The sequence below is a fragment of the Streptomyces sp. V4I8 genome, assembly GCF_041261225.1.
Lineage (GTDB): Bacteria > Actinomycetota > Actinomycetes > Streptomycetales > Streptomycetaceae > Streptomyces.
The window spans coordinates 6,348,818-6,365,178 of the sequence record NZ_JBGCCN010000001.1; the positions used below are offsets into that span (position 1 = coordinate 6,348,818).

At 70.3% G+C, this 16,361-nt stretch carries 17 protein-coding genes; 9 read left to right on the forward strand and 8 right to left on the reverse strand.

Annotated elements, in window-relative coordinates; genetic code table 11:
- Nucleotides 1-57: 57 nt before the first annotated feature.
- The 5 genes from ABIE67_RS28955 to ABIE67_RS28975 all read right to left on the reverse strand — a co-directional run bounded on the left by ABIE67_RS28955 (nt 58) and on the right by ABIE67_RS28975 (nt 4,242).
- A complete protein-coding gene (locus ABIE67_RS28955; RefSeq protein WP_370263671.1) occupies nt 58-819 on the reverse strand; it encodes a succinate dehydrogenase iron-sulfur subunit in 762 nt (253 codons plus the stop codon).
- On the reverse strand, nt 819-2,573 hold the full coding sequence (gene sdhA / locus ABIE67_RS28960) for a succinate dehydrogenase flavoprotein subunit (RefSeq protein ID WP_370263675.1): 1,755 nt from the start codon (nt 2,571-2,573) through the stop codon (nt 819-821). Before sdhA ends, ABIE67_RS28955 begins: the two co-directional genes overlap by 1 nt.
- A gap of 23 nt (nt 2,574-2,596) precedes the next feature.
- Nucleotides 2,597-3,088 (reverse strand): succinate dehydrogenase hydrophobic membrane anchor subunit, encoded by a 492-nt coding sequence (locus tag ABIE67_RS28965; RefSeq protein ID WP_370263678.1) that lies wholly within the window; start codon nt 3,086-3,088, stop codon nt 2,597-2,599.
- Nucleotides 3,089-3,097: 9 nt separating this feature from the next.
- Entirely contained in the window at nt 3,098-3,478 is a 381-nt protein-coding gene (sdhC, locus tag ABIE67_RS28970) for a succinate dehydrogenase, cytochrome b556 subunit (protein WP_078504082.1), read from the reverse strand.
- A 188-nt stretch (nt 3,479-3,666) separates the two neighbouring features.
- Nucleotides 3,667-4,242 (reverse strand): 2-oxo-4-hydroxy-4-carboxy-5-ureidoimidazoline decarboxylase, encoded by a 576-nt coding sequence (locus ABIE67_RS28975; protein ID WP_370263686.1) that lies wholly within the window; start codon nt 4,240-4,242, stop codon nt 3,667-3,669.
- A gap of 215 nt (nt 4,243-4,457) precedes the next feature.
- Between ABIE67_RS28975 and ABIE67_RS28980 the strand changes: the two genes are divergently transcribed.
- The 3 genes from ABIE67_RS28980 (at nt 4,458) to ABIE67_RS28990 (ending at nt 7,389) form a co-directional block, all read left to right on the forward strand.
- Nucleotides 4,458-6,065, forward strand: coding sequence for a glycoside hydrolase family 20 protein (locus ABIE67_RS28980; RefSeq protein WP_370269046.1), 1,608 nt, complete (start codon nt 4,458-4,460; stop codon nt 6,063-6,065).
- Between the two features lie 88 nt (nt 6,066-6,153).
- Nucleotides 6,154-6,657 carry a hypothetical protein gene (locus ABIE67_RS28985; protein WP_370263690.1) on the forward strand — a complete coding sequence of 168 codons (504 nt, stop codon included), beginning with the start codon at nt 6,154-6,156 and terminating at the stop codon, nt 6,655-6,657.
- A gap of 117 nt (nt 6,658-6,774) precedes the next feature.
- Nucleotides 6,775-7,389, forward strand: a complete 615-nt coding sequence (locus ABIE67_RS28990) for a hypothetical protein (RefSeq protein ID WP_370263694.1) — start codon at nt 6,775-6,777, stop codon at nt 7,387-7,389.
- 28 nt (nt 7,390-7,417) lie between these two features.
- Here ABIE67_RS28990 and ABIE67_RS28995 read toward each other — a convergent pair whose 3' ends face one another.
- Nucleotides 7,418-7,912: a DUF1877 family protein gene (locus ABIE67_RS28995; protein ID WP_370263699.1), complete on the reverse strand. Its 495-nt coding sequence runs from the start codon at nt 7,910-7,912 to the stop codon at nt 7,418-7,420.
- A 166-nt stretch (nt 7,913-8,078) separates the two neighbouring features.
- On the opposite strand from ABIE67_RS28995, the gene ABIE67_RS29000 reads away from it, so the two are divergent.
- Nucleotides 8,079-8,474: a hypothetical protein gene (locus tag ABIE67_RS29000; protein ID WP_370263704.1), complete on the forward strand. Its 396-nt coding sequence runs from the start codon at nt 8,079-8,081 to the stop codon at nt 8,472-8,474.
- Nucleotides 8,475-8,648: 174 nt separating this feature from the next.
- Here the strand turns inward: ABIE67_RS29000 and ABIE67_RS29005 are convergent, their stop codons facing one another.
- Nucleotides 8,649-9,539: a septum formation family protein gene (locus ABIE67_RS29005; protein ID WP_370263707.1), complete on the reverse strand. Its 891-nt coding sequence runs from the start codon at nt 9,537-9,539 to the stop codon at nt 8,649-8,651.
- Between the two features lie 263 nt (nt 9,540-9,802).
- Here ABIE67_RS29005 and ABIE67_RS29010 point away from each other — a divergent pair, with 263 nt between their 5' ends.
- The 4 genes from ABIE67_RS29010 (at nt 9,803) to ABIE67_RS29025 (ending at nt 13,533) form a co-directional block, all read left to right on the forward strand.
- Entirely contained in the window at nt 9,803-10,420 is a 618-nt protein-coding gene (locus ABIE67_RS29010) for an RNA polymerase sigma factor (protein WP_370263711.1), read from the forward strand.
- 211 nt (nt 10,421-10,631) lie between these two features.
- A complete protein-coding gene (locus ABIE67_RS29015) occupies nt 10,632-11,522 on the forward strand; it encodes a hypothetical protein (RefSeq protein ID WP_370263716.1) in 891 nt (296 codons plus the stop codon).
- A 287-nt stretch (nt 11,523-11,809) separates the two neighbouring features.
- Complete coding sequence (locus ABIE67_RS29020) at nt 11,810-12,472, forward strand: RNA polymerase sigma factor (protein ID WP_370263720.1); 663 nt, start codon at nt 11,810-11,812, stop codon at nt 12,470-12,472.
- The gene (locus tag ABIE67_RS29025; RefSeq protein ID WP_370263724.1) at nt 12,472-13,533 is read left to right on the forward strand and encodes a hypothetical protein; all 1,062 of its coding nucleotides are present in this window, start codon (nt 12,472-12,474) and stop codon (nt 13,531-13,533) included. The genes ABIE67_RS29020 and ABIE67_RS29025 overlap by 1 nt, the downstream gene beginning before the upstream one ends.
- 203 nt (nt 13,534-13,736) lie before the next feature.
- On the opposite strand, the gene ABIE67_RS29030 is transcribed toward ABIE67_RS29025, so the two are convergent.
- Nucleotides 13,737-14,588 (reverse strand): L,D-transpeptidase family protein, encoded by an 852-nt coding sequence (locus ABIE67_RS29030; RefSeq protein WP_370263728.1) that lies wholly within the window; start codon nt 14,586-14,588, stop codon nt 13,737-13,739.
- A gap of 148 nt (nt 14,589-14,736) precedes the next feature.
- Here ABIE67_RS29030 and ABIE67_RS29035 point away from each other — a divergent pair, with 148 nt between their 5' ends.
- On the forward strand, nt 14,737-16,317 hold the full coding sequence (locus tag ABIE67_RS29035; protein WP_370263732.1) for a methylmalonyl-CoA mutase: 1,581 nt from the start codon (nt 14,737-14,739) through the stop codon (nt 16,315-16,317).
- Nucleotides 16,318-16,361: the final 44 nt, after the last annotated feature.

Here is a 16,361-nt window from a genome sequence, read left to right on the forward strand (position 1 = left end):
GAACCGGGAAACGGGGCCCGCACAGCCGTAGTACGGAAACCCATACCTGAGACGACCTCAGAAGCGGCGCGTGATCAGTGCCTTCTTGACCTCGGCGATCGCCTTCGTGACCTCGATACCGCGCGGGCAGGCGTCCGTGCAGTTGAAGGTCGTGCGGCAGCGCCAGACGCCGTCCTTCTCGTTGAGGATCTCCAGACGCTGCTCGCCGGCCTCGTCACGCGAGTCGAAGATGAAGCGGTGCGCGTTGACGATGGCCGCCGGGCCGAAGTACTGGCCGTCGTTCCAGAAGACCGGGCAGGACGAGGTGCAGGCGGCGCAGAGGATGCACTTCGTCGTGTCGTCGAAGCGCTCGCGGTCCTCGGCCGTCTGGAAACGCTCACGCGTGGGCTCGTTCGTGTCCTTCGTGATGAGGAAGGGCATGACGTCCCGGTACGCCTGGAAGAACGGCTCCATGTCGACCACGAGGTCCTTCAGGACCGTCAGGCCCTTGATGGGCTCGACCGTGATCGGCTTCTCGGGGTTGATGTCCTTGATGAGGGTCTTGCAGGCAAGGCGGTTCTTGCCGTTGATCCTCATCGCGTCCGAGCCGCAGATGCCGTGGGCGCAGGAACGGCGGAAGGTCAGCGTGCCGTCGATGTCCCACTTGATCTTGTGGAGACCGTCGAGGACGCGCTCCTTCGGGTCGATCTCCAGCTGGAAGTCTTCCCAGGTCGCCTCGGCCGAGATCTCCGGGTTGAAGCGGCGGACCCGGAAGGTGACCGTGATGTAGGGGGACGCGGCGGACTCTGCCTCCACCTTGTCCATAACGGGGGTAGCCATCAGTACTTACGCTCCATCGGCTGGTAGCGGGTCTGGACGACCGGCTTGTAGTCGAGACGGATGGACTCGGCGCCGTCGTCGCCCACCTCGCGGTACGCCATGGTGTGGCGCATGAAGTTGACGTCGTCCCGGTTCGGGTAGTCCTCGCGGTAGTGACCGCCGCGGGACTCCTTGCGGGCCAGCGCGGACACGGCCATGACCTCGGCCAGGTCGAGCAGGTTGCCCAGCTCGATGGCCTCCAGCAGGTCCGTGTTGAACCGCTTGCCCTTGTCCTGGATCGAGACGTTCCGGTAGCGCTCGCGCAGCTCCGCGATCTTCTCGACCGCCGTCTTGATGGTCTGCTCCGTGCGGAACACCATGACGTTGGCGTCCATGGTCTCCTGGAGCTCCTTGCGGAGCGTCGCCACGCGCTCGGTGCCGGTGGAGGTGCGCAGGCGCTCCACCTGGTCGATCACCAGCTCCGCCGGGTTCTCCGGCAGCTCCACGTAGTCCGCCTTCTGGCTGTACTCCGCGGCCGCGATGCCGGCCCGACGGCCGAAGACGTTGATGTCGAGGAGGCTGTTGGTGCCCAGACGGTTGGCGCCGTGGACGGACACACAGGCGACCTCGCCGGCCGCGTACAGACCCGGGACGACCGTCGTGTTGTCGCTGAGGACCTCACCCTCGACGTTCGTCGGGATGCCGCCCATCGCGTAGTGCGCGGTGGGCTGGATCGGGATCGGGTCCGTGTACGGCTCGATACCGAGGTACGTCCGCGCGAACTCCGTGATGTCGGGCAGCTTGGCGTCCAGCTGCTCCGGCGGGAGGTGCGTGAGATCCAGGTAGACGTGGTCGCCCTCGGGACCGCAGCCGCGGCCCTCGCGGATCTCCGTGTAGATGGAGCGGGAGACGACGTCACGGGACGCGAGGTCCTTCATGACCGGCGCGTACTTCTCCATGAAGCGCTCGCCGTCCTTGTTGCGGAGGATGCCGCCCTCACCGCGGGCACCTTCCGTCAGCAGGATGCCCATGCGCCAGATGCCGGTCGGGTGGAACTGGAAGAACTCCATGTCCTCCAGCGGGATGCCCCGGCGGTAGACCGCCGCCTGGCCGTCACCCGTCAGCGTGTGCGCGTTCGACGTCACCTTGAAGAACTTGCCGCAGCCGCCGGACGCGTAGATCACGGCCTTCGCCTGGAAGACGTGGATCTCACCGGTGGCCAGCTCGTAGGCGACCACACCGGCGGACTTCTTGACGCCGTCGACCTCGGTGATCAGCTGGTCCAGGACGTAGAACTCGTTGAAGAACTCCACGCCCTCCTTCACGCAGTTCTGGTACAGCGTCTGGAGGATCATGTGGCCGGTGCGGTCGGCCGCGTAGCAGGACCGGCGGACCGGGGCCTCACCGTGGTTACGGCTGTGACCGCCGAAGCGGCGCTGGTCGATGGTGCCGTTCGGGGTGCGGTTGAACGGCAGGCCCATCTTCTCCAGGTCGAGGACCGAGTCGATGGCCTCCTTCGCCAGGATCTCGGCGGCGTCCTGGTCGACCAGGTAGTCACCGCCCTTGACCGTGTCGAAGGTGTGCCACTCCCAGTTGTCCTCCTCCACGTTGGCGAGCGCTGCGGCCATGCCGCCCTGCGCGGCGCCCGTGTGGGAGCGGGTGGGGTAGAGCTTCGTCAGTACGGCGGTACGGCTGCGCTTCGTGGACTCGATGGCCGCGCGCATACCGGCGCCACCGGCGCCGACGATGACGGTGTCGTACTTGTGGATCTTCATGAGTGGTTGCCTCAGCCCCGTGCCTAGCGGATGTTCGGGTCGAAGGTGAAGATCACCAGCGTGCCCAGCAGGATGGTGAACACCGTGGCGGTGTAGAGCAGGCCCTTCAGCCACAGCCGGGTGTTCGCGCGCTCCGCGTAGTCGTTGATGACCGTGCGCAGGCCGTTGGCGCCGTGCAGCATCGCGAGCCACAGCATCAGCAGGTCCCAGACCTGCCAGAACGGCGAGGCCCAGCGGCCGGCCACGAAGGCGAAGCCGATCTTGGAGACGCCGCCGTCCAGCACGAGCTGGATCAGCAGGTGGCCGAGGACGAGGACGACCAGCACGATGCCGGACAGGCGCATGAACAGCCAGGCGGCCATCTCGAAGTTGCCCCGGGTGGACCTCGGGGTCTTCTTGGTGCGCTTGCGCGGGGCCTCGATGTACGGGGCCGGGTTGTCGACGTTGTAGAGGGAATCGCCCTCCACCGGGCCGATACCCGCGGTCTTCTCAGTGGTGACGGTGTTGTTTGACATGCTTACGCGTCAGCTCCCGAACAGTTCACGAGCGGCGTGGCCGAGAACGGGGTAGATCGCCCCGAGCATCAGCACCAGCCACAGGCCGACGACGGACCAGAGCATCTGCTTCTGGTAGCGCGGGCCCTTCGACCAGAAGTCGACGGCGATGACGCGCAGGCCGTTGAGCGCGTGAAAGAGGATGGCGGCGACGAGGCCGTACTCCAGCAGCGCGACGATCGGCGTCTTGTACGTGGCTACGACCTTGTCGTAGTCCTCGGGGGAGACACGGACGAGAGCGGTGTCCAGCACGTGAACGAACAGGAAGAAGAAAATGAGGACGCCGGTGACTCGATGAGCCACCCAGGACCACATTCCTTCCCGGCCGCGGTACAGCGTTCCAGCCGGCACGGAAGTTCCTCCGGGAGCGGGGATTGGGGCCGCGCCGGCTTGTGCTGTCGGTCGGGCCCGGCCGGGTACGGTCCACCGGCCCTCAGCATCGTATCCACGTGGCGCTGCGCGGCTTAGCGGGGGGCTGGGTATGTGATCAAAGTGGCACGCGGATGGGGTATTGGCGGCTAAGGGGCCGAGGTGTCCTGTTATTTGCCGAGTGCGGGCGCGTTGTGGCTGGTCGCGCAGTTCCCCGCGCCCCTGAGGACATCGATCAACCGTCCTCTTGCCAGGCGCCGGAGTTCCTCTGCCGCAACGACCCGCTCCTCTTCCGGATCGTTTGTCAATCGTGACCGGATGCCTGCCAGTGCGTGGTCCAGGGCCTCGTTCGGCGTCAGGCCGTCCACGCAGATGACGAACGCGTGTCCGAACCTGGCCTCGTAGGCGGCGCTCGCGGCGCTGAGTGCCGTGTGGGCCGCGCCGTACGCGCCCTTCGGGAGGACCGGCAACGTTTCTCCTGCCAGTGCCTGCGTCAGGTCGCCCGGGGTCAGGTCGTACGCCGCCTCGTCGGAGGCGGCCAGCAGGGAGTCGACGTCGGGGTAGGGGCGGTGGTCGGCGATGCGGTCGGCCCAGCGGGGGCTGCGCAGGCAGGTGAGGAGGGCCTGTCGGAGCTCGTCGGCGGGGGCCGTGTTGAAAGACTCCAGCGCGGTCGGGGACGGTGGAGTACGGGTCTGCTCGGGCAGCGACGGTATGGCGACTCGGCCAGGAAGGTGTGTGGGCGTCACGTGGGTTTCGACAGGGGATTCTGGGGCAGGAGTGGCGCCACGTTACCGAGTGTGGACGTGACGTGTCCGACGGATGCCCGAATTTCAGTCGAACGGGAGAGTTTCGGAGCGTTCCCTGGACGGCGAGCTGAGCTCGCAGGCCCTAGGTTGGCGATGTGAGCCAGCACAAGCACAGGCGCCGGGCACCGGCCAAGAGCGTGCTGAAGCAGACGTGGGTGCTGATCGTCGCGGTGGTCGTGGTGACGGTCGCGGCCGGAGTGAGCCTTGGGCTCCTGGTCGGCGGCGGCGACGGCGGGTCGGCCGGATCCGAGCAGCGACGGTCCGCCCCGGGCGTGTCCGAGGCCGCCTCTCCCCCCGCCCCGGAGAAGGCTCCGACTCCGTCACCCACCCGGTCGTATCCACTCTCGAAGGCCCCGCGCACCATCCCGGCCGTCACCTCCCACACCGCCGCCCGGGGCCCCGGCTGGCGCCCCGCGAAGGGGGAGCGGGTCGTCGTGAACGACGCGGAGCTCGCCGACGAGGGGCGGCTCATCGCCGGTGAGCTGGGACTGACGTACGCCGGAGAGAAGGACGACGTGCGGGCCGGGGACGTGCGGCTGGCCCTGAACGACGACGAGGGCGCGGATCCGGAGTCGTACTCCATGACCGTGCGCGGTGGGCGCGTGACCATCAGCGGGCCCGGTGAGGCGGGGGTCTTCTACGGGACCCGGACGCTGAAGCAGGAGGTCCATGACGGGGGTACGGCGCCGGAGGGCGTCGTGCGCGACGAGCCGGCCAAGCCGGTGCGCGGGTTCATGCTCGACATCGCCCGCAAGCACTTCACCGCGGACTGGATCGAGGACCGGGTGCGGGAGCTGGGGGACCTGAAGTTCAACCAGCTGGGTCTGCACTTCTCCGACGACCAGGGCTTCCGTATCGAGTCCGCCTCGCATCCCGAGATCGTGTCCCAGCAGCACCTCACCAAGGCGCAGGTCCGGAAGATCGTCCAGCTGGCCGAGAGCCGGCACATCACCGTCGTGCCCGAGATCGACTCGCCCGGGCATCTGGGGGCCGTCATCGCCGCGCACCCCGATCTCCAGCTGCGCAACGTGAACGGTGTCGCGACGCGGGGCGCCGTCGACATCTCCAAGCCCGAGTCCGCCGAGATCGTCGACGACCTGCTGAACGAGTTCGCCGGGCTCTTCCCGGGGAGCCAGTGGCACCTCGGCGGCGACGAGTACCAGGCGCTCGTCGTCTCGAATCCCGAGGCGTCCTACCCGCAGCTCGCCACCGCCGCCCGGGAGGCCTACGGCTCCGGCGGCACCGTCGCCGACCTCGCCACCGGATGGCTCAACGACCGCGCCGACACCGTCCGCGCCCATGACCGCACCCCGCGCGCGTGGAACGACGGGTTCTTCCGGGGCACCTCCGTCCAGCCGGACAAGGACATCCAGGCGGCGTACTGGACGGGCAAGGAGATCGGCGCGCGGGTGCCGGTGGAGTACCTGAGGGAGGGGCGGAAGGTCATCAACTACAACGACGAGTTCCTCTACTACGTGCTCGGCGAGCCGCAGACCTTCGTCTATCCGACGGGTGAGCGCATCTACGAGCAGTGGACGCCGCGGGTCCTGCGCGGGACGACGGCCGTGCCGGCGACGTACGACGACCAGATCCTGGGCGGTTCCTTCGCGGTGTGGTGCGATCTGGCGAACTCGCAGACGCAGGAGCAGGTCGCGGCCGGGATCCGGATGCCGCTGCGGGCGACGGTGCAGAAGCTGTGGGACGCGGGTGAGCCGGAGTTGTCCTGGACCGAGTTCAAGGCGCTCGCGGACCAGCTGAACTGAGCTGTGGATTGGCCGATACGGCTGCGAACCCCCGTGCGAATGTGGTGTATTCGGCCCTGGCCATACGGAACAGCCAGGGGGAACCGGAATGGGCTACTGGGGGTACTTCGTCGTGGGCCGCGGGGAGCGGCCGCTGGCGGAGCTGGACGCGCTGGCCGGCGCCGAGGGGATGACCCTGCGCGAGGAGGCGCCCGGCGGCTGGCAGGTCTGGGAGTACCCGAGCGGGGACGGCGACATCGGGAGCATGAACGCCCTGTCCGGCGAGACCGGGGCGCCCGCGCTCTTCGGATACGTCATGGACAGCGCCTCCGTGGTGGTGGAGGCGGCGGCGCCGGAGAGCGGGGCCTGGACGACCTGTCTGGCGCGGGCCGCGATGGCCGGGTACCTCGACGCCGGGAACGAGGGGCTCACGCTGGAGGACTACTTCCTCGAACCCGGTGACGCCGCCGAGCGCGCCGTCGGCTGGGCCGCCGAGGCGGGGCACGAGGTGAACGCCGAGTCGCTGATCGACGTACTCACCGCTGAAGCGGATCCATTGGCCGAAAACCTCTTCTTTCGGCTGCTCGACCGGCTCGGTGTCGTACCCCTGTGACACTCGCGGGCCGTCGCACGCAGTAAGGGGAGGTGTGGGCTCCGTTAAGGAAGGGGCCTTCCAGGGGCCTGTGCGGGGACCCCGACCCTCGTGACTGACCCGCTTAGGGAGGCGTGGATGAGCCTGGTGGAACTGATCGCTCAGGCCGACGAACGCGGACTGGCCGCCAGCGGGTTGGCTTGTTTGGATCGGTGTGTGCCGTTGCTCGGCGGTGACGACGAGGTCCTGCGGCCGCTGTGGGCGAACCTCGCCGCGGGCGGGGAACCGACCGCGTGGGGCGAACTGCTGGAGCAGGTGCGCGGGAAACTGGGCGTCGCCGAGATCGTGGACGACGAGGACGTCGAGGACGAGGCCGCCCTGCTCGCCCGGCGGATGCTGGCCGCCGCCCCGGCCGTACGGTCCGCCGCCGAGGCGCGGATCTGGGCCGACGCCTGCTCCGTCGCCTCGCTCCAGATACACCGGCTCCTGGACCCCGCGGAGGACGACGCGACCTCGGCCGGCGCCCTCCCCGAGGCCCTCAGCGCGGCGCGCGCGGAAGGGGCCGCCCCCGTCGAGGGCCGTACGGCGGGCATGTCACCGCTCGTGGCCGCCGAACTGCGCCGTCAGGTCAGCGTCCTGGAGATCCTCGCCGGGCATGGCGCGGGCGGACTGCGCCGGGCCCTCGAGGTGTCGACGGAGGGGCGGCGGGTGCTGCGGGCGGTGGTGTCGCGGCGGGCTCGGGGGAGAAGCTGACCGACCTTCCGCCCCGGCCTCCGGGCCGTCAGATCACCAGCCACTTCACCACCGCGTCGCCGTACTCGGCCGTCTGCGCGTAGAAGGCGGTCAGGTCGCGGTGGGTCGCCGAGAAGAGGCCGCGCACCTCGGGTTCCGCGTCCCTCGCGGCGTACGGCCGCAGCAGTTTCGGGCGTGCGCGGCGCCACAGGTCGTCGAAGTCGGCCGCCTTGAGATACCCGGCCACCCCGGTCACCTGGGCCGCGGTGAGCAGCAGGAACGGTGGCAGGGACGGGTCGGGGTGGAAGACCGGGCGGCCGCCGAGGACCACGTCCGTGCGGGGGCCGTCCGGTGCGTGGTGCGGGGGGATGCCGGAGTAGAGGAGCTCGACGTCGCCGTACCGCCGGTCGAGCACCTCCTCGCGATGCCGGCCGATCCGCTCCCGCACGGTGTTCCAGTCGTCCTCGAACTGACGCTGGAACCAGGTCGTGCTGTTGCGCAGTGCCGAGGGCGGCACCGCTCGCAGATGGAAGTACATGCTCATCAGTGAGTGGAGCGCACGGGAGCGGCGAAGCGTCACTCCCGCGTAAACCTGCTGTCTGAGGGAGTCCTGTGACTGTCATGGGGTGGACGTGGGGCGGTCCTGCACCGGTCCCGGGCAACCCCCGGATCCGGGTGACGAAACGCAGTGGGACCACGCTCTCCAGGATGTGACGACTCAGCAGGAAACCAGGCCCTCAGCCGCGACCAAGCCGGTGCGGTGGGCGGCGGACGCGGTGGCGACGATGCGCGAGGGAGCGCGACTGCGACTCGACTACTCGGCGCAGAGCCTGTGGCGGGTCGACCGGATGATCGAGGAACTGCGTCGTGAGCGGACGCCGTACGCCGCCGTGGAGAACACCCTGCGCGGTCTCGGCGCGTACGCCGGTGAGGTGATCGCCCGTCAGGCCGGGGCCGAGTGGTGGGCGTCGGGCGGCGACCACTGGATCCGCACGCCCGACGGGCGGCTGTGGGACCCGATCGACGAGGCGCGGCGGTGCTTCGCGGGCGACGGGTCGCTGCGGTTGCTGTGCCGGGACGCGACGAGCGGCTGGTCCGGGCGATGAGTCTGCGGCCGTTGAGGACATGACTCGGCCGGGACCCCGTGAATGGGCGGGGTCCCGGCCGGGTCAGCCGGTCTCGGCGGTCACGGCTGCGTCACCTGTCCCACAGGTGGCATCCACCGGGCGGAAACCGTGACCCTCGAACGAGGAAGCGACGCCGGGTAACCCGGCGAGGCGTCAGCTCGCCCAGACCTCGGCGTCGTCGGCCGGGACGGTGGTGGCCAGGCCCAGCTCCTTGCGGGCGGCGACCGCCTTGTTCGGGTCGATGCCGGTGAAGGCCGGGTCGTAGGCGATGTAGAACGCGTCGGCGTCGGCGGCGTTCGCGGCCGTCTTCCAGTGCGCGGCCGTCTTCGTCAGCTGCTCGCGGAGCTTGCCGACCTCCGTGCCCTCGATGCCCTTCAGGCCCTTGAGATGCGCGTCGAGGGCGGCCGCGACGGCCTTGGCCTGTGCCTTGTAGCCGGCCAGGTCCTTCTCGACGCTCTCCGCCTCGGACTGGTTCGCCCAGAACGCGTCGTAGACGGCGTTGGAACCCGTCAGGTACGTGAGCTGCGCGGGCTTCAGGCTCTTCGTGTCGCCCTTCAGCGAGCCCGTGAAGTTCCCCGACTCCTTGTTGTAGGTGCAGGTCACGGCGCGGTCACCGGTGGCCCAGCTCTCCTTGGTCGGGGTGTAGTAGAAGACGGCGACGCCCTTGGGCAGCGCCCAGGTGTCGGGGGCGAACTTGCCCGCCTCGACCGGGCATCGCTCGTCGGCGATTGTCGTGATCGCGTCGTCGCCGGGGTACGAGTCGCCTTCGTCGATCTTGAAGTCGGCGACGACCTGACCGGTGTGCGCCTCGGCGCAGGGCACGATCTCGACGAGGATCTCCTCGCCCTCACCCTTGTTGTTGGGGTTGTAGCAGTCCCCGACGGCCAGCGAGAACACCGACCGCTGGCGGGCCACCTTCTTCGCGCCGTCCTTGGCGCTGTCGACGGCGTCCGAGACATCCGAGCACCCGGCCGCGCCGATCGCGAGCAGGGCGACGGCGGCGGTTATGCCACGAAGGGGACGGGAAGGTCGAACGATCGACATGGCGTGTACATCCTCTTATTTGATCTTTATGAGGCCGCGCGCATCGTATGCCATTTCTGGGAGTCGGCTGTGCGGAGGCCCTGCCTCGTCACGGCGTCTCTGTGACTCGCGACGAGCCGCGAGGGTTGTATCCCGGCCGTGTTCCGGCCGCCCTGTGACACTTCTGTGAGGCCGGGCGCTGTTGACCGTGGAGGGGCGTGGGCAAGGGTGGCCGCACCGCGAGGTGCGGATTCGCCGCGAACCGGTACGGACGAGGACAGTTTTTGGGCCAGGGAGGGGAACCCCGCCGCGTGCACGCGCACGACGGGGAGTTGAGCGCGGCCGTCGCGCGGGCTCAGGAAGGTGACGAGGCCGCCTTCGCGGTGGCGTACCGGCTGGTGCAGCCGGGACTGCTCGGGTACCTGCGGGGGCTGGTCGGGGACGACGCGGAGGACGTGGCGTCCGACGCCTGGCTGGAGATCGCCCGCGACCTGGGCCGGTTCAAGGGCGACGGCGCCGGGTTCCGGGGCTGGACCGCGACCATCGCCCGGCACCGGGCGCTGGACCATCTGCGCCGGCAGAAGGTACGGCCCCGGCCGTCGGCCCTGGAGAACGACGTACTGGACCTGCCCGGCCCGCACAGCACGCACGACCAGGCACTGGAGTCGATGTCCACGGAACGCGCCCTGGAGCTGGTCGGCGGGCTGCCCCGGGACCAGGCCGAGGCCGTGCTGCTGCGGGTCGTCGTCGGCCTCGACGGCCCCGCCGCCGCACGCGTCCTCGGCAAGCGCCCGGGCGCGGTGCGGACCGCCGCGTACCGGGGACTGAAGCGCCTCGCCCAGCAGCTGGGCGGCGCAGGTGTGACGGAAGACGGCCCCCGGACGCTGGGGGAATCGAAATGAACAGTGCGCGTGACGGCGGCGACAAGGGCGGCACCCGCACGCCACGGTGAGGCGAAACGGGCGTGCCCGGTGAGTCGTACGGGGCGTGAGGGACGTACAGGCTCTACGAGCTCATAGGTCACAGCTGTCATGTAGGTCGCGTAGATCACGTACGACACGTGCATCACGGAGGCCGCGTACAGGCCAGGTCGGACAGGAACAGGAAACGAACATGGGTGAGCAGCAGAACGGCGGTGGGACCCCCGGCCGTCGGCGTGTGCACCCTGACGGCATCGTCACCGGCCCCGCGCCCGGCCCCGCGACCGGTCAAGCGAACGGCCACCCCTCCGGCCCGAAGGCGGTCCTCGACGACGCCGCGCTGGAGGCGCTCCTCGCCGCCGCCGTACTGCGGGGACACCGTGCGGACCTCGACGGCGAGCAGCGTGCCGTGGCCGCCTTCCGGGCCGCGCGTGCCGCGGGGGCGCACCGGGCGCGCACCAGGCGCCGGGACGACTGGCGGCCCCGTGAGCCGCGGCGCCTGGCGCTGTCCGTGAAGACCACGCTCTCCCTCTTCGTCGCGAGCCTCGCGCTGGGCGGCGTGGCAGTCGCCGCGATCGGCTCGTCCGGCACCTCCGACACCCCCGGCAGCGACAAGGCCGGGCCCACCCCGACGGCAGGCACTGCCGACCGGCCGTCCGCCCACCCGTCCGCCGCGTCGTCCGGCGCCGCCGCCGGGAAGCCCGGCCACCCCTCCACCGCCCAGGACACCGAGGCCAAGTGCCGTGCCTACGACCACGTCGAGGACAGCGGCAAGGCCCTGGACTCGACGGCCTGGCAGCGGCTCGTGACGGCGGCGGGCGGCGCGGACAAGGTGGCCGCGTACTGCGCCGAGCAGCTGGCGCGGGCGGCGAAGAGCGATCCGACGAAGACCGGTCCGACGGAGACCGGTCCGACGAAATCCGGTCCGGCGAAATCCGGGCCGACGACATCCGGGCCGACGACATCCGGGCCGACGAAGAAGGCCGACGGGGGCGGTGCCACCGGCAACGGCCAGGATCCGAGCGGGAAGAACGCGTCCGGCGAGAGCGCCGAGAAGCCTGACAGGGCTGAGAAGCAGGACTGAGGTCCTCGGCCGAGGCAACGGCCGGGGCCGCCACCCCCCACAGGAGAGGCCCCGGCCGTCGCGCGGCACGGGCCGCGCGGCGGCCCGTACCTTCTACAGCGCCATGACTGCGTTTTCTGTCACACCTGGGGTGACACATTCGCGGATTCCCGGGTAGTTGCATGTTGTACGGACATGGACGAGCGGCGCTTTCAGGCCGTAACGTGCCTTTCGCGCCGGACGCGGAGGGTGTATGACCACCGCAACGACCTGCGGTCTCGGAACCGCAACCACCAATTGAGGTAGCAGTGCTGGGGGACGACGCGGAGTTGACCGCCGCGGTGCTTGCCGCACAGGACGGGGACGAGAGTGCGTTCCGGACTGTGTACCGCTCCGTGCACCCGCGGCTGCTCGGGTACGTACGGACGCTGGTCGGCGACCCGGACGCCGAGGACGTCGCCTCGGAGGCGTGGCTCCAGATAGCGCGTGACCTGGAGCGCTTCACCGGGGACGCGGACCGCTTCCGCGGCTGGGCCGCCCGCATAGCCCGCAACCGCGCGCTGGACCACATACGCATGCGCGGCCGTCGCCCCGCGATCGGCGGCGACGAGACGGAGCTGACCGGGAGGGCCGCCGAGTCCGACACGGCGGGCGAGGCCATGGAGGCCCTGGCCACCGACGGCACCCTGTCCCTCATCGCGCGGCTCCCGCAGGACCAGGCCGAGGCCGTCGTCCTGCGCGTGGTCGTGGGGCTCGACGCCAAGACCGCCGCGGAGACGCTGGGCAAGCGTCCGGGTGCCGTACGGACCGCCGCGCACCGAGGTCTGAAACGGCTGGCCGAGCTGCTCGGCGACGATCCGGAATCGGCCGGGGTGCTCGACGCCCTGCCTCCCCAGCGAGGAACCCGCGACCGTGCGGTGACGTCTGCGAGTGTGACGCAAAGCGTCACGCGGACGCAGAAGGATGTGTGATGGCCGACGAGCAGTACAGGTGGCTGGACCGCGAAACGGCGGAGCGATTGCTCCGCGGAGAGTCACTCGAAGCTGTCGACGCGGCCGACCGCGACCAGGCCGAACGCCTCGCCAAGACACTTGAGGCCTTGACCGTCGAACCCTCGCTGAGCAGCGCGGAACTCCCTGGAGAGGCCGCCGCGTTGGCGGCGTTCCGCGCGGCGCGCGCGGACCGGGACGGCGCCGCCGCGACCGTCGGCCCCGACGCCGGACCGCACGCCACCCACGTCGCCGACGTGGGGCTCGTCCGCATCGGCGGCCCCGCCCGCGCGGCCCGTCGCCCCCGCTGGGGCCGTCCCGTACGACTCGGTCTCGCCGCCGCGCTGGCCGTCGGCATGGTCGGCGGTGTCGCGGTCGCGGCCGGAACCGGAGTCCTGCGGGCGCCGTTCGTCGAGGACGAAGGGGGCCGCCCGGCGGCCTCGGTCTCGGCGCCCGCCTCGCCGGAACGCCCGTTCCTCTCGCCGTCCCCGGAGAGCGGTGTGCGGGGCGGACCCACGCCCGACGACGACACGAGGGCCCCCGCCGCTCCGGGCGTCACCGACGACGTGCCACCCGGTGGCCCCGCCACGGACCGCGGATCCGCTCCCGACGACCGGGCCGAGCCCTCCGGCGGCCGGTGGCAGGCCGCCACCTCGTACTGCCGCGACCTGCGCGACGGCAAGCAGCTGTCCAACGACCGCCGCCGCACCCTGGAGAACGCGGCGGGCGGCTCCGGGCGCGTGCGGGAGTACTGCCAGAACGTCCTCAAGACGTCCGGCGGCGGCAGCTGGGACACGCCTGGCAAGGACAAGAGCAAGGACGGGAGCAAGGACAGGGTCCGGGGTCGGGAGAAGGACGACGACGAGGGCGACGGGGCCGGTGCGGGCCGCGACGGCCGAGGCGGCCGGTACGCCGGCGGCGACCGCGACGGCCACCGCGACAGCGACCGCGACGGCCACCGTGTGGACGGCACCGCCCTCGCCCCGTCGGCCGTGACCGGCCTTCTGCCCGACCGTGTCATCACTCCGCTCGCACATCGCTGACCTGCGGTTTTGTGATTCGTAGAAATTTCTTCGCGGCAGGAGTGACGTTTTCGGCCGCCCCGGCGCTGATCTGAGTGAGCCGACTGGTCATCGGCCGTCGCACAGAGCCGGGGTTCCCCCCGTACCTGCGGCTCGTGCATCGGCGCGGGCGGGACACGTTCCCCCGGTCCCGCCCGCGCCCCACTTCATCCGCGTCCCGCGCCTCACCAGTGGACGACGACCTTGTCGCCGGTCCTCACCTGGTCGAACATCTCCGCGATCGCCCGCTCGTCCCGTATGTTGACGCAGCCGTGCGAGGCACCGGCGTAGCCCGTGGCCGCGAAGTCGGACGAGTAGTGCACCGCCTGGCCGCCGCTGAAGAACATGGCGTAGGGCATGGGCGAGTCATAGAGCGTCGACACATGGTGCCGGGACTTCCAGTAGACGCTGAACACACCTTCCCGGGTCGGTGTGTACTGCGAGCCGAACCGCACCGGCACCGTCAGGACCGTCCGCCCGTCGATCATCCAGCGCAGGGTCCGGCTCGACTTGCTGATGCACAGCACCCGGCCGGTCCGGCACCGCGCGTCCGGCGCGTCGGCCGGCTGGCCGCCCATCAGGTACAGGTCCCACTTGCCGGGTTCGCGGGTCATCTTCAGCAGCCGCTCCCAGGTGACCTCGTCGGTCTTCCCCGTCTTCGGCAGCCCGCGCTTGCCCTGGAAGCCCCGCACCGCCTGCTCGGTCAGATCGTCGTAGGTCCCGGTCGGACCGTCGAAGAGCCAGGCGATCTGCCGCAGCCGGGCCTGGAGCTCACGTATGTCACGGCCCTCGTCGCCCCGCGACCACAGCACGGCGGGCGCCGCGGGTGCGGACGTCGCGCCCGGCTTGTCGTCGGTCGGGCCGGACGGGTCGGCCCGGTCGGCGGGGTCGGTCGGGCCGGACTTCCCGGACGGCGTACCGCTCGGGAGCTCTATGCGCACCGGCGAGTGCCTGTCGTCCCCCGACGCCTGCACCGTACAGCCGCACAGCACAGCGAGCGCGGCGCCCGTGGCGAATGCGACAGTCGATCTCCCCATGCCCCTGGTACACATCCCGACCCCCGGCGTCTCATCGCGGCCGCCCCCGACCGCCCTGATGTCACCTGAGATGTTCCCCGCGCGTGACCGGTTGCGAACTACGCGGCATGGTTGGACACAGAAGTGAACTGCGACACGGAGGCACCCCATGGCGCGTGAGTCGGAGTCCGGACTGCCCATCGAGCCGGTCTACGGGCCGGACGCGCAGCACGGCTGGGACCCGGCCGAGAAGCTGGGCGAGCCGGGGGCGTACCCCTTCACCCGCGGCGTGTACCCCTCCATGTACACGGGCCGCCCCTGGACGATGCGCCAGTACGCCGGCTTCGGCACGGCGACGGAGTCCAACGCCCGCTACCGGCAGCTGATCGCCCACGGCACGGCGGGCCTGTCGGTCGCCTTCGACCTGCCCACCCAGATGGGCCACGACTCCGACGCGCCGATCGCGCACGGCGAGGTCGGCAAGGTGGGCGTGGCCATCGACTCGATCGACGACATGCGGGTGCTGTTCGGCGGGATCCCGCTGGACAAGGTGTCGACGTCCATGACGATCAACGCGCCGGCCGCGCTGCTGCTCCTGCTCTACCAACTGGTCGCGGAGGAACAGGGGGTCTCGCCGGACCGGCTCACCGGCACGATCCAGAACGACGTGCTGAAGGAGTACATCGCGCGCGGCACGTACATCTTCCCGCCGAAGCCGTCCCTCCGGCTGATCGCCGACATCTTCAAGTACTGCAAGGCCGAGATCCCGAAGTGGAACACGATCTCGATCTCCGGCTACCACATGGCCGAGGCGGGCGCGTCCCCCGCGCAGGAGATCGCCTTCACCCTCGCCGACGGCATCGAGTACGTCCGCACGGCGGTCGCGGCCGGCATGGACGTCGACGACTTCGCGCCCCGCCTCTCCTTCTTCTTCGTCGCCCGTACGACGATCCTGGAGGAGGTCGCCAAGTTCCGCGCCGCCCGCCGCATCTGGGCCCGAGTGATGCGGGACGAGTTCGGTGCGCGGAACCCCAAGTCGCTGATGCTCCGCTTCCACACCCAGACGGCCGGCGTGCAGCTGACGGCCCAGCAGCCGGAGGTGAACCTGGTCCGGGTCGCGGTGCAGGGCCTCGCGGCGGTGCTCGGCGGCACCCAGTCCCTGCACACCAACTCCTTCGACGAGGCGATCGCGCTGCCGACGGACAAGTCGGCCCGGCTGGCCCTGCGGACCCAGCAGGTCCTCGCCTATGAGACGGACGTGACGGCGACCGTGGACCCCTTCGCCGGCTCCTACGCCGTCGAGAAGATGACCGACGACGTCGAGGCGGCGGCGGTCGAGCTGATGCGCAAGGTCGAGGACCTCGGCGGCGCGGTGTCGGCCATCGAACACGGCTTCCAGAAGAACGAGATCGAGCACAGCGCGTACCGGATCGCCCAGGAGACCGACTCCGGCGAACGGGTCGTCGTCGGCGTCAACCGCTTCCGACTGGACGAGGAGGAGCCCTACGAGCCGCTCCGCGTCGACCCCGCCATCGAGGCTCAACAGGCGGAACGGCTCGCGAAGCTGCGGGCGGAGCGGGACCAGGCAGCCGTGGACGTGGCGCTGGACGCGCTGCGGAAGGCGGCCGAGGGGGAGGACAACGTCCTGTACCCGATGAAGGACGCGTTGCGGGCTCGGGCGACTGTGGGTGAGGTGTGCAATGCGCTTCGGGGGGTTTGGGGGACTTATGTGCCGAGCGATGCGTTCTGAGCGACTGATCTGGATACGCTCAGCAAATCCGTCGGCGTCACCCT

Coding starts and splice junctions, on each gene's coding strand:
- ABIE67_RS28985 (WP_370263690.1), top strand. CDS start 6,154: ATGGGCTACTGGGGGTACTTCGTCGTGGGCCGCGGGGAGCGGCCGCTG.
- ABIE67_RS29030 (WP_370263728.1), bottom strand. CDS start 14,588: ATGGGGAGATCGACTGTCGCATTCGCCACGGGCGCCGCGCTCGCTGTG.
- ABIE67_RS28965 (WP_370263678.1), bottom strand. CDS start 3,088: ATGTCAAACAACACCGTCACCACTGAGAAGACCGCGGGTATCGGCCCG.
- ABIE67_RS29025 (WP_370263724.1), top strand. CDS start 12,472: ATGGCCGACGAGCAGTACAGGTGGCTGGACCGCGAAACGGCGGAGCGA.
- sdhA (WP_370263675.1), bottom strand. CDS start 2,573: ATGAAGATCCACAAGTACGACACCGTCATCGTCGGCGCCGGTGGCGCC.
- ABIE67_RS28955 (WP_370263671.1), bottom strand. CDS start 819: ATGGCTACCCCCGTTATGGACAAGGTGGAGGCAGAGTCCGCCGCGTCC.
- ABIE67_RS28990 (WP_370263694.1), top strand. CDS start 6,775: ATGAGCCTGGTGGAACTGATCGCTCAGGCCGACGAACGCGGACTGGCC.
- ABIE67_RS29015 (WP_370263716.1), top strand. CDS start 10,632: ATGGGTGAGCAGCAGAACGGCGGTGGGACCCCCGGCCGTCGGCGTGTG.
- ABIE67_RS28995 (WP_370263699.1), bottom strand. CDS start 7,912: ATGAGCATGTACTTCCATCTGCGAGCGGTGCCGCCCTCGGCACTGCGC.
- ABIE67_RS29035 (WP_370263732.1), top strand. CDS start 14,737: ATGGCGCGTGAGTCGGAGTCCGGACTGCCCATCGAGCCGGTCTACGGG.
- ABIE67_RS29005 (WP_370263707.1), bottom strand. CDS start 9,539: ATGTCGATCGTTCGACCTTCCCGTCCCCTTCGTGGCATAACCGCCGCC.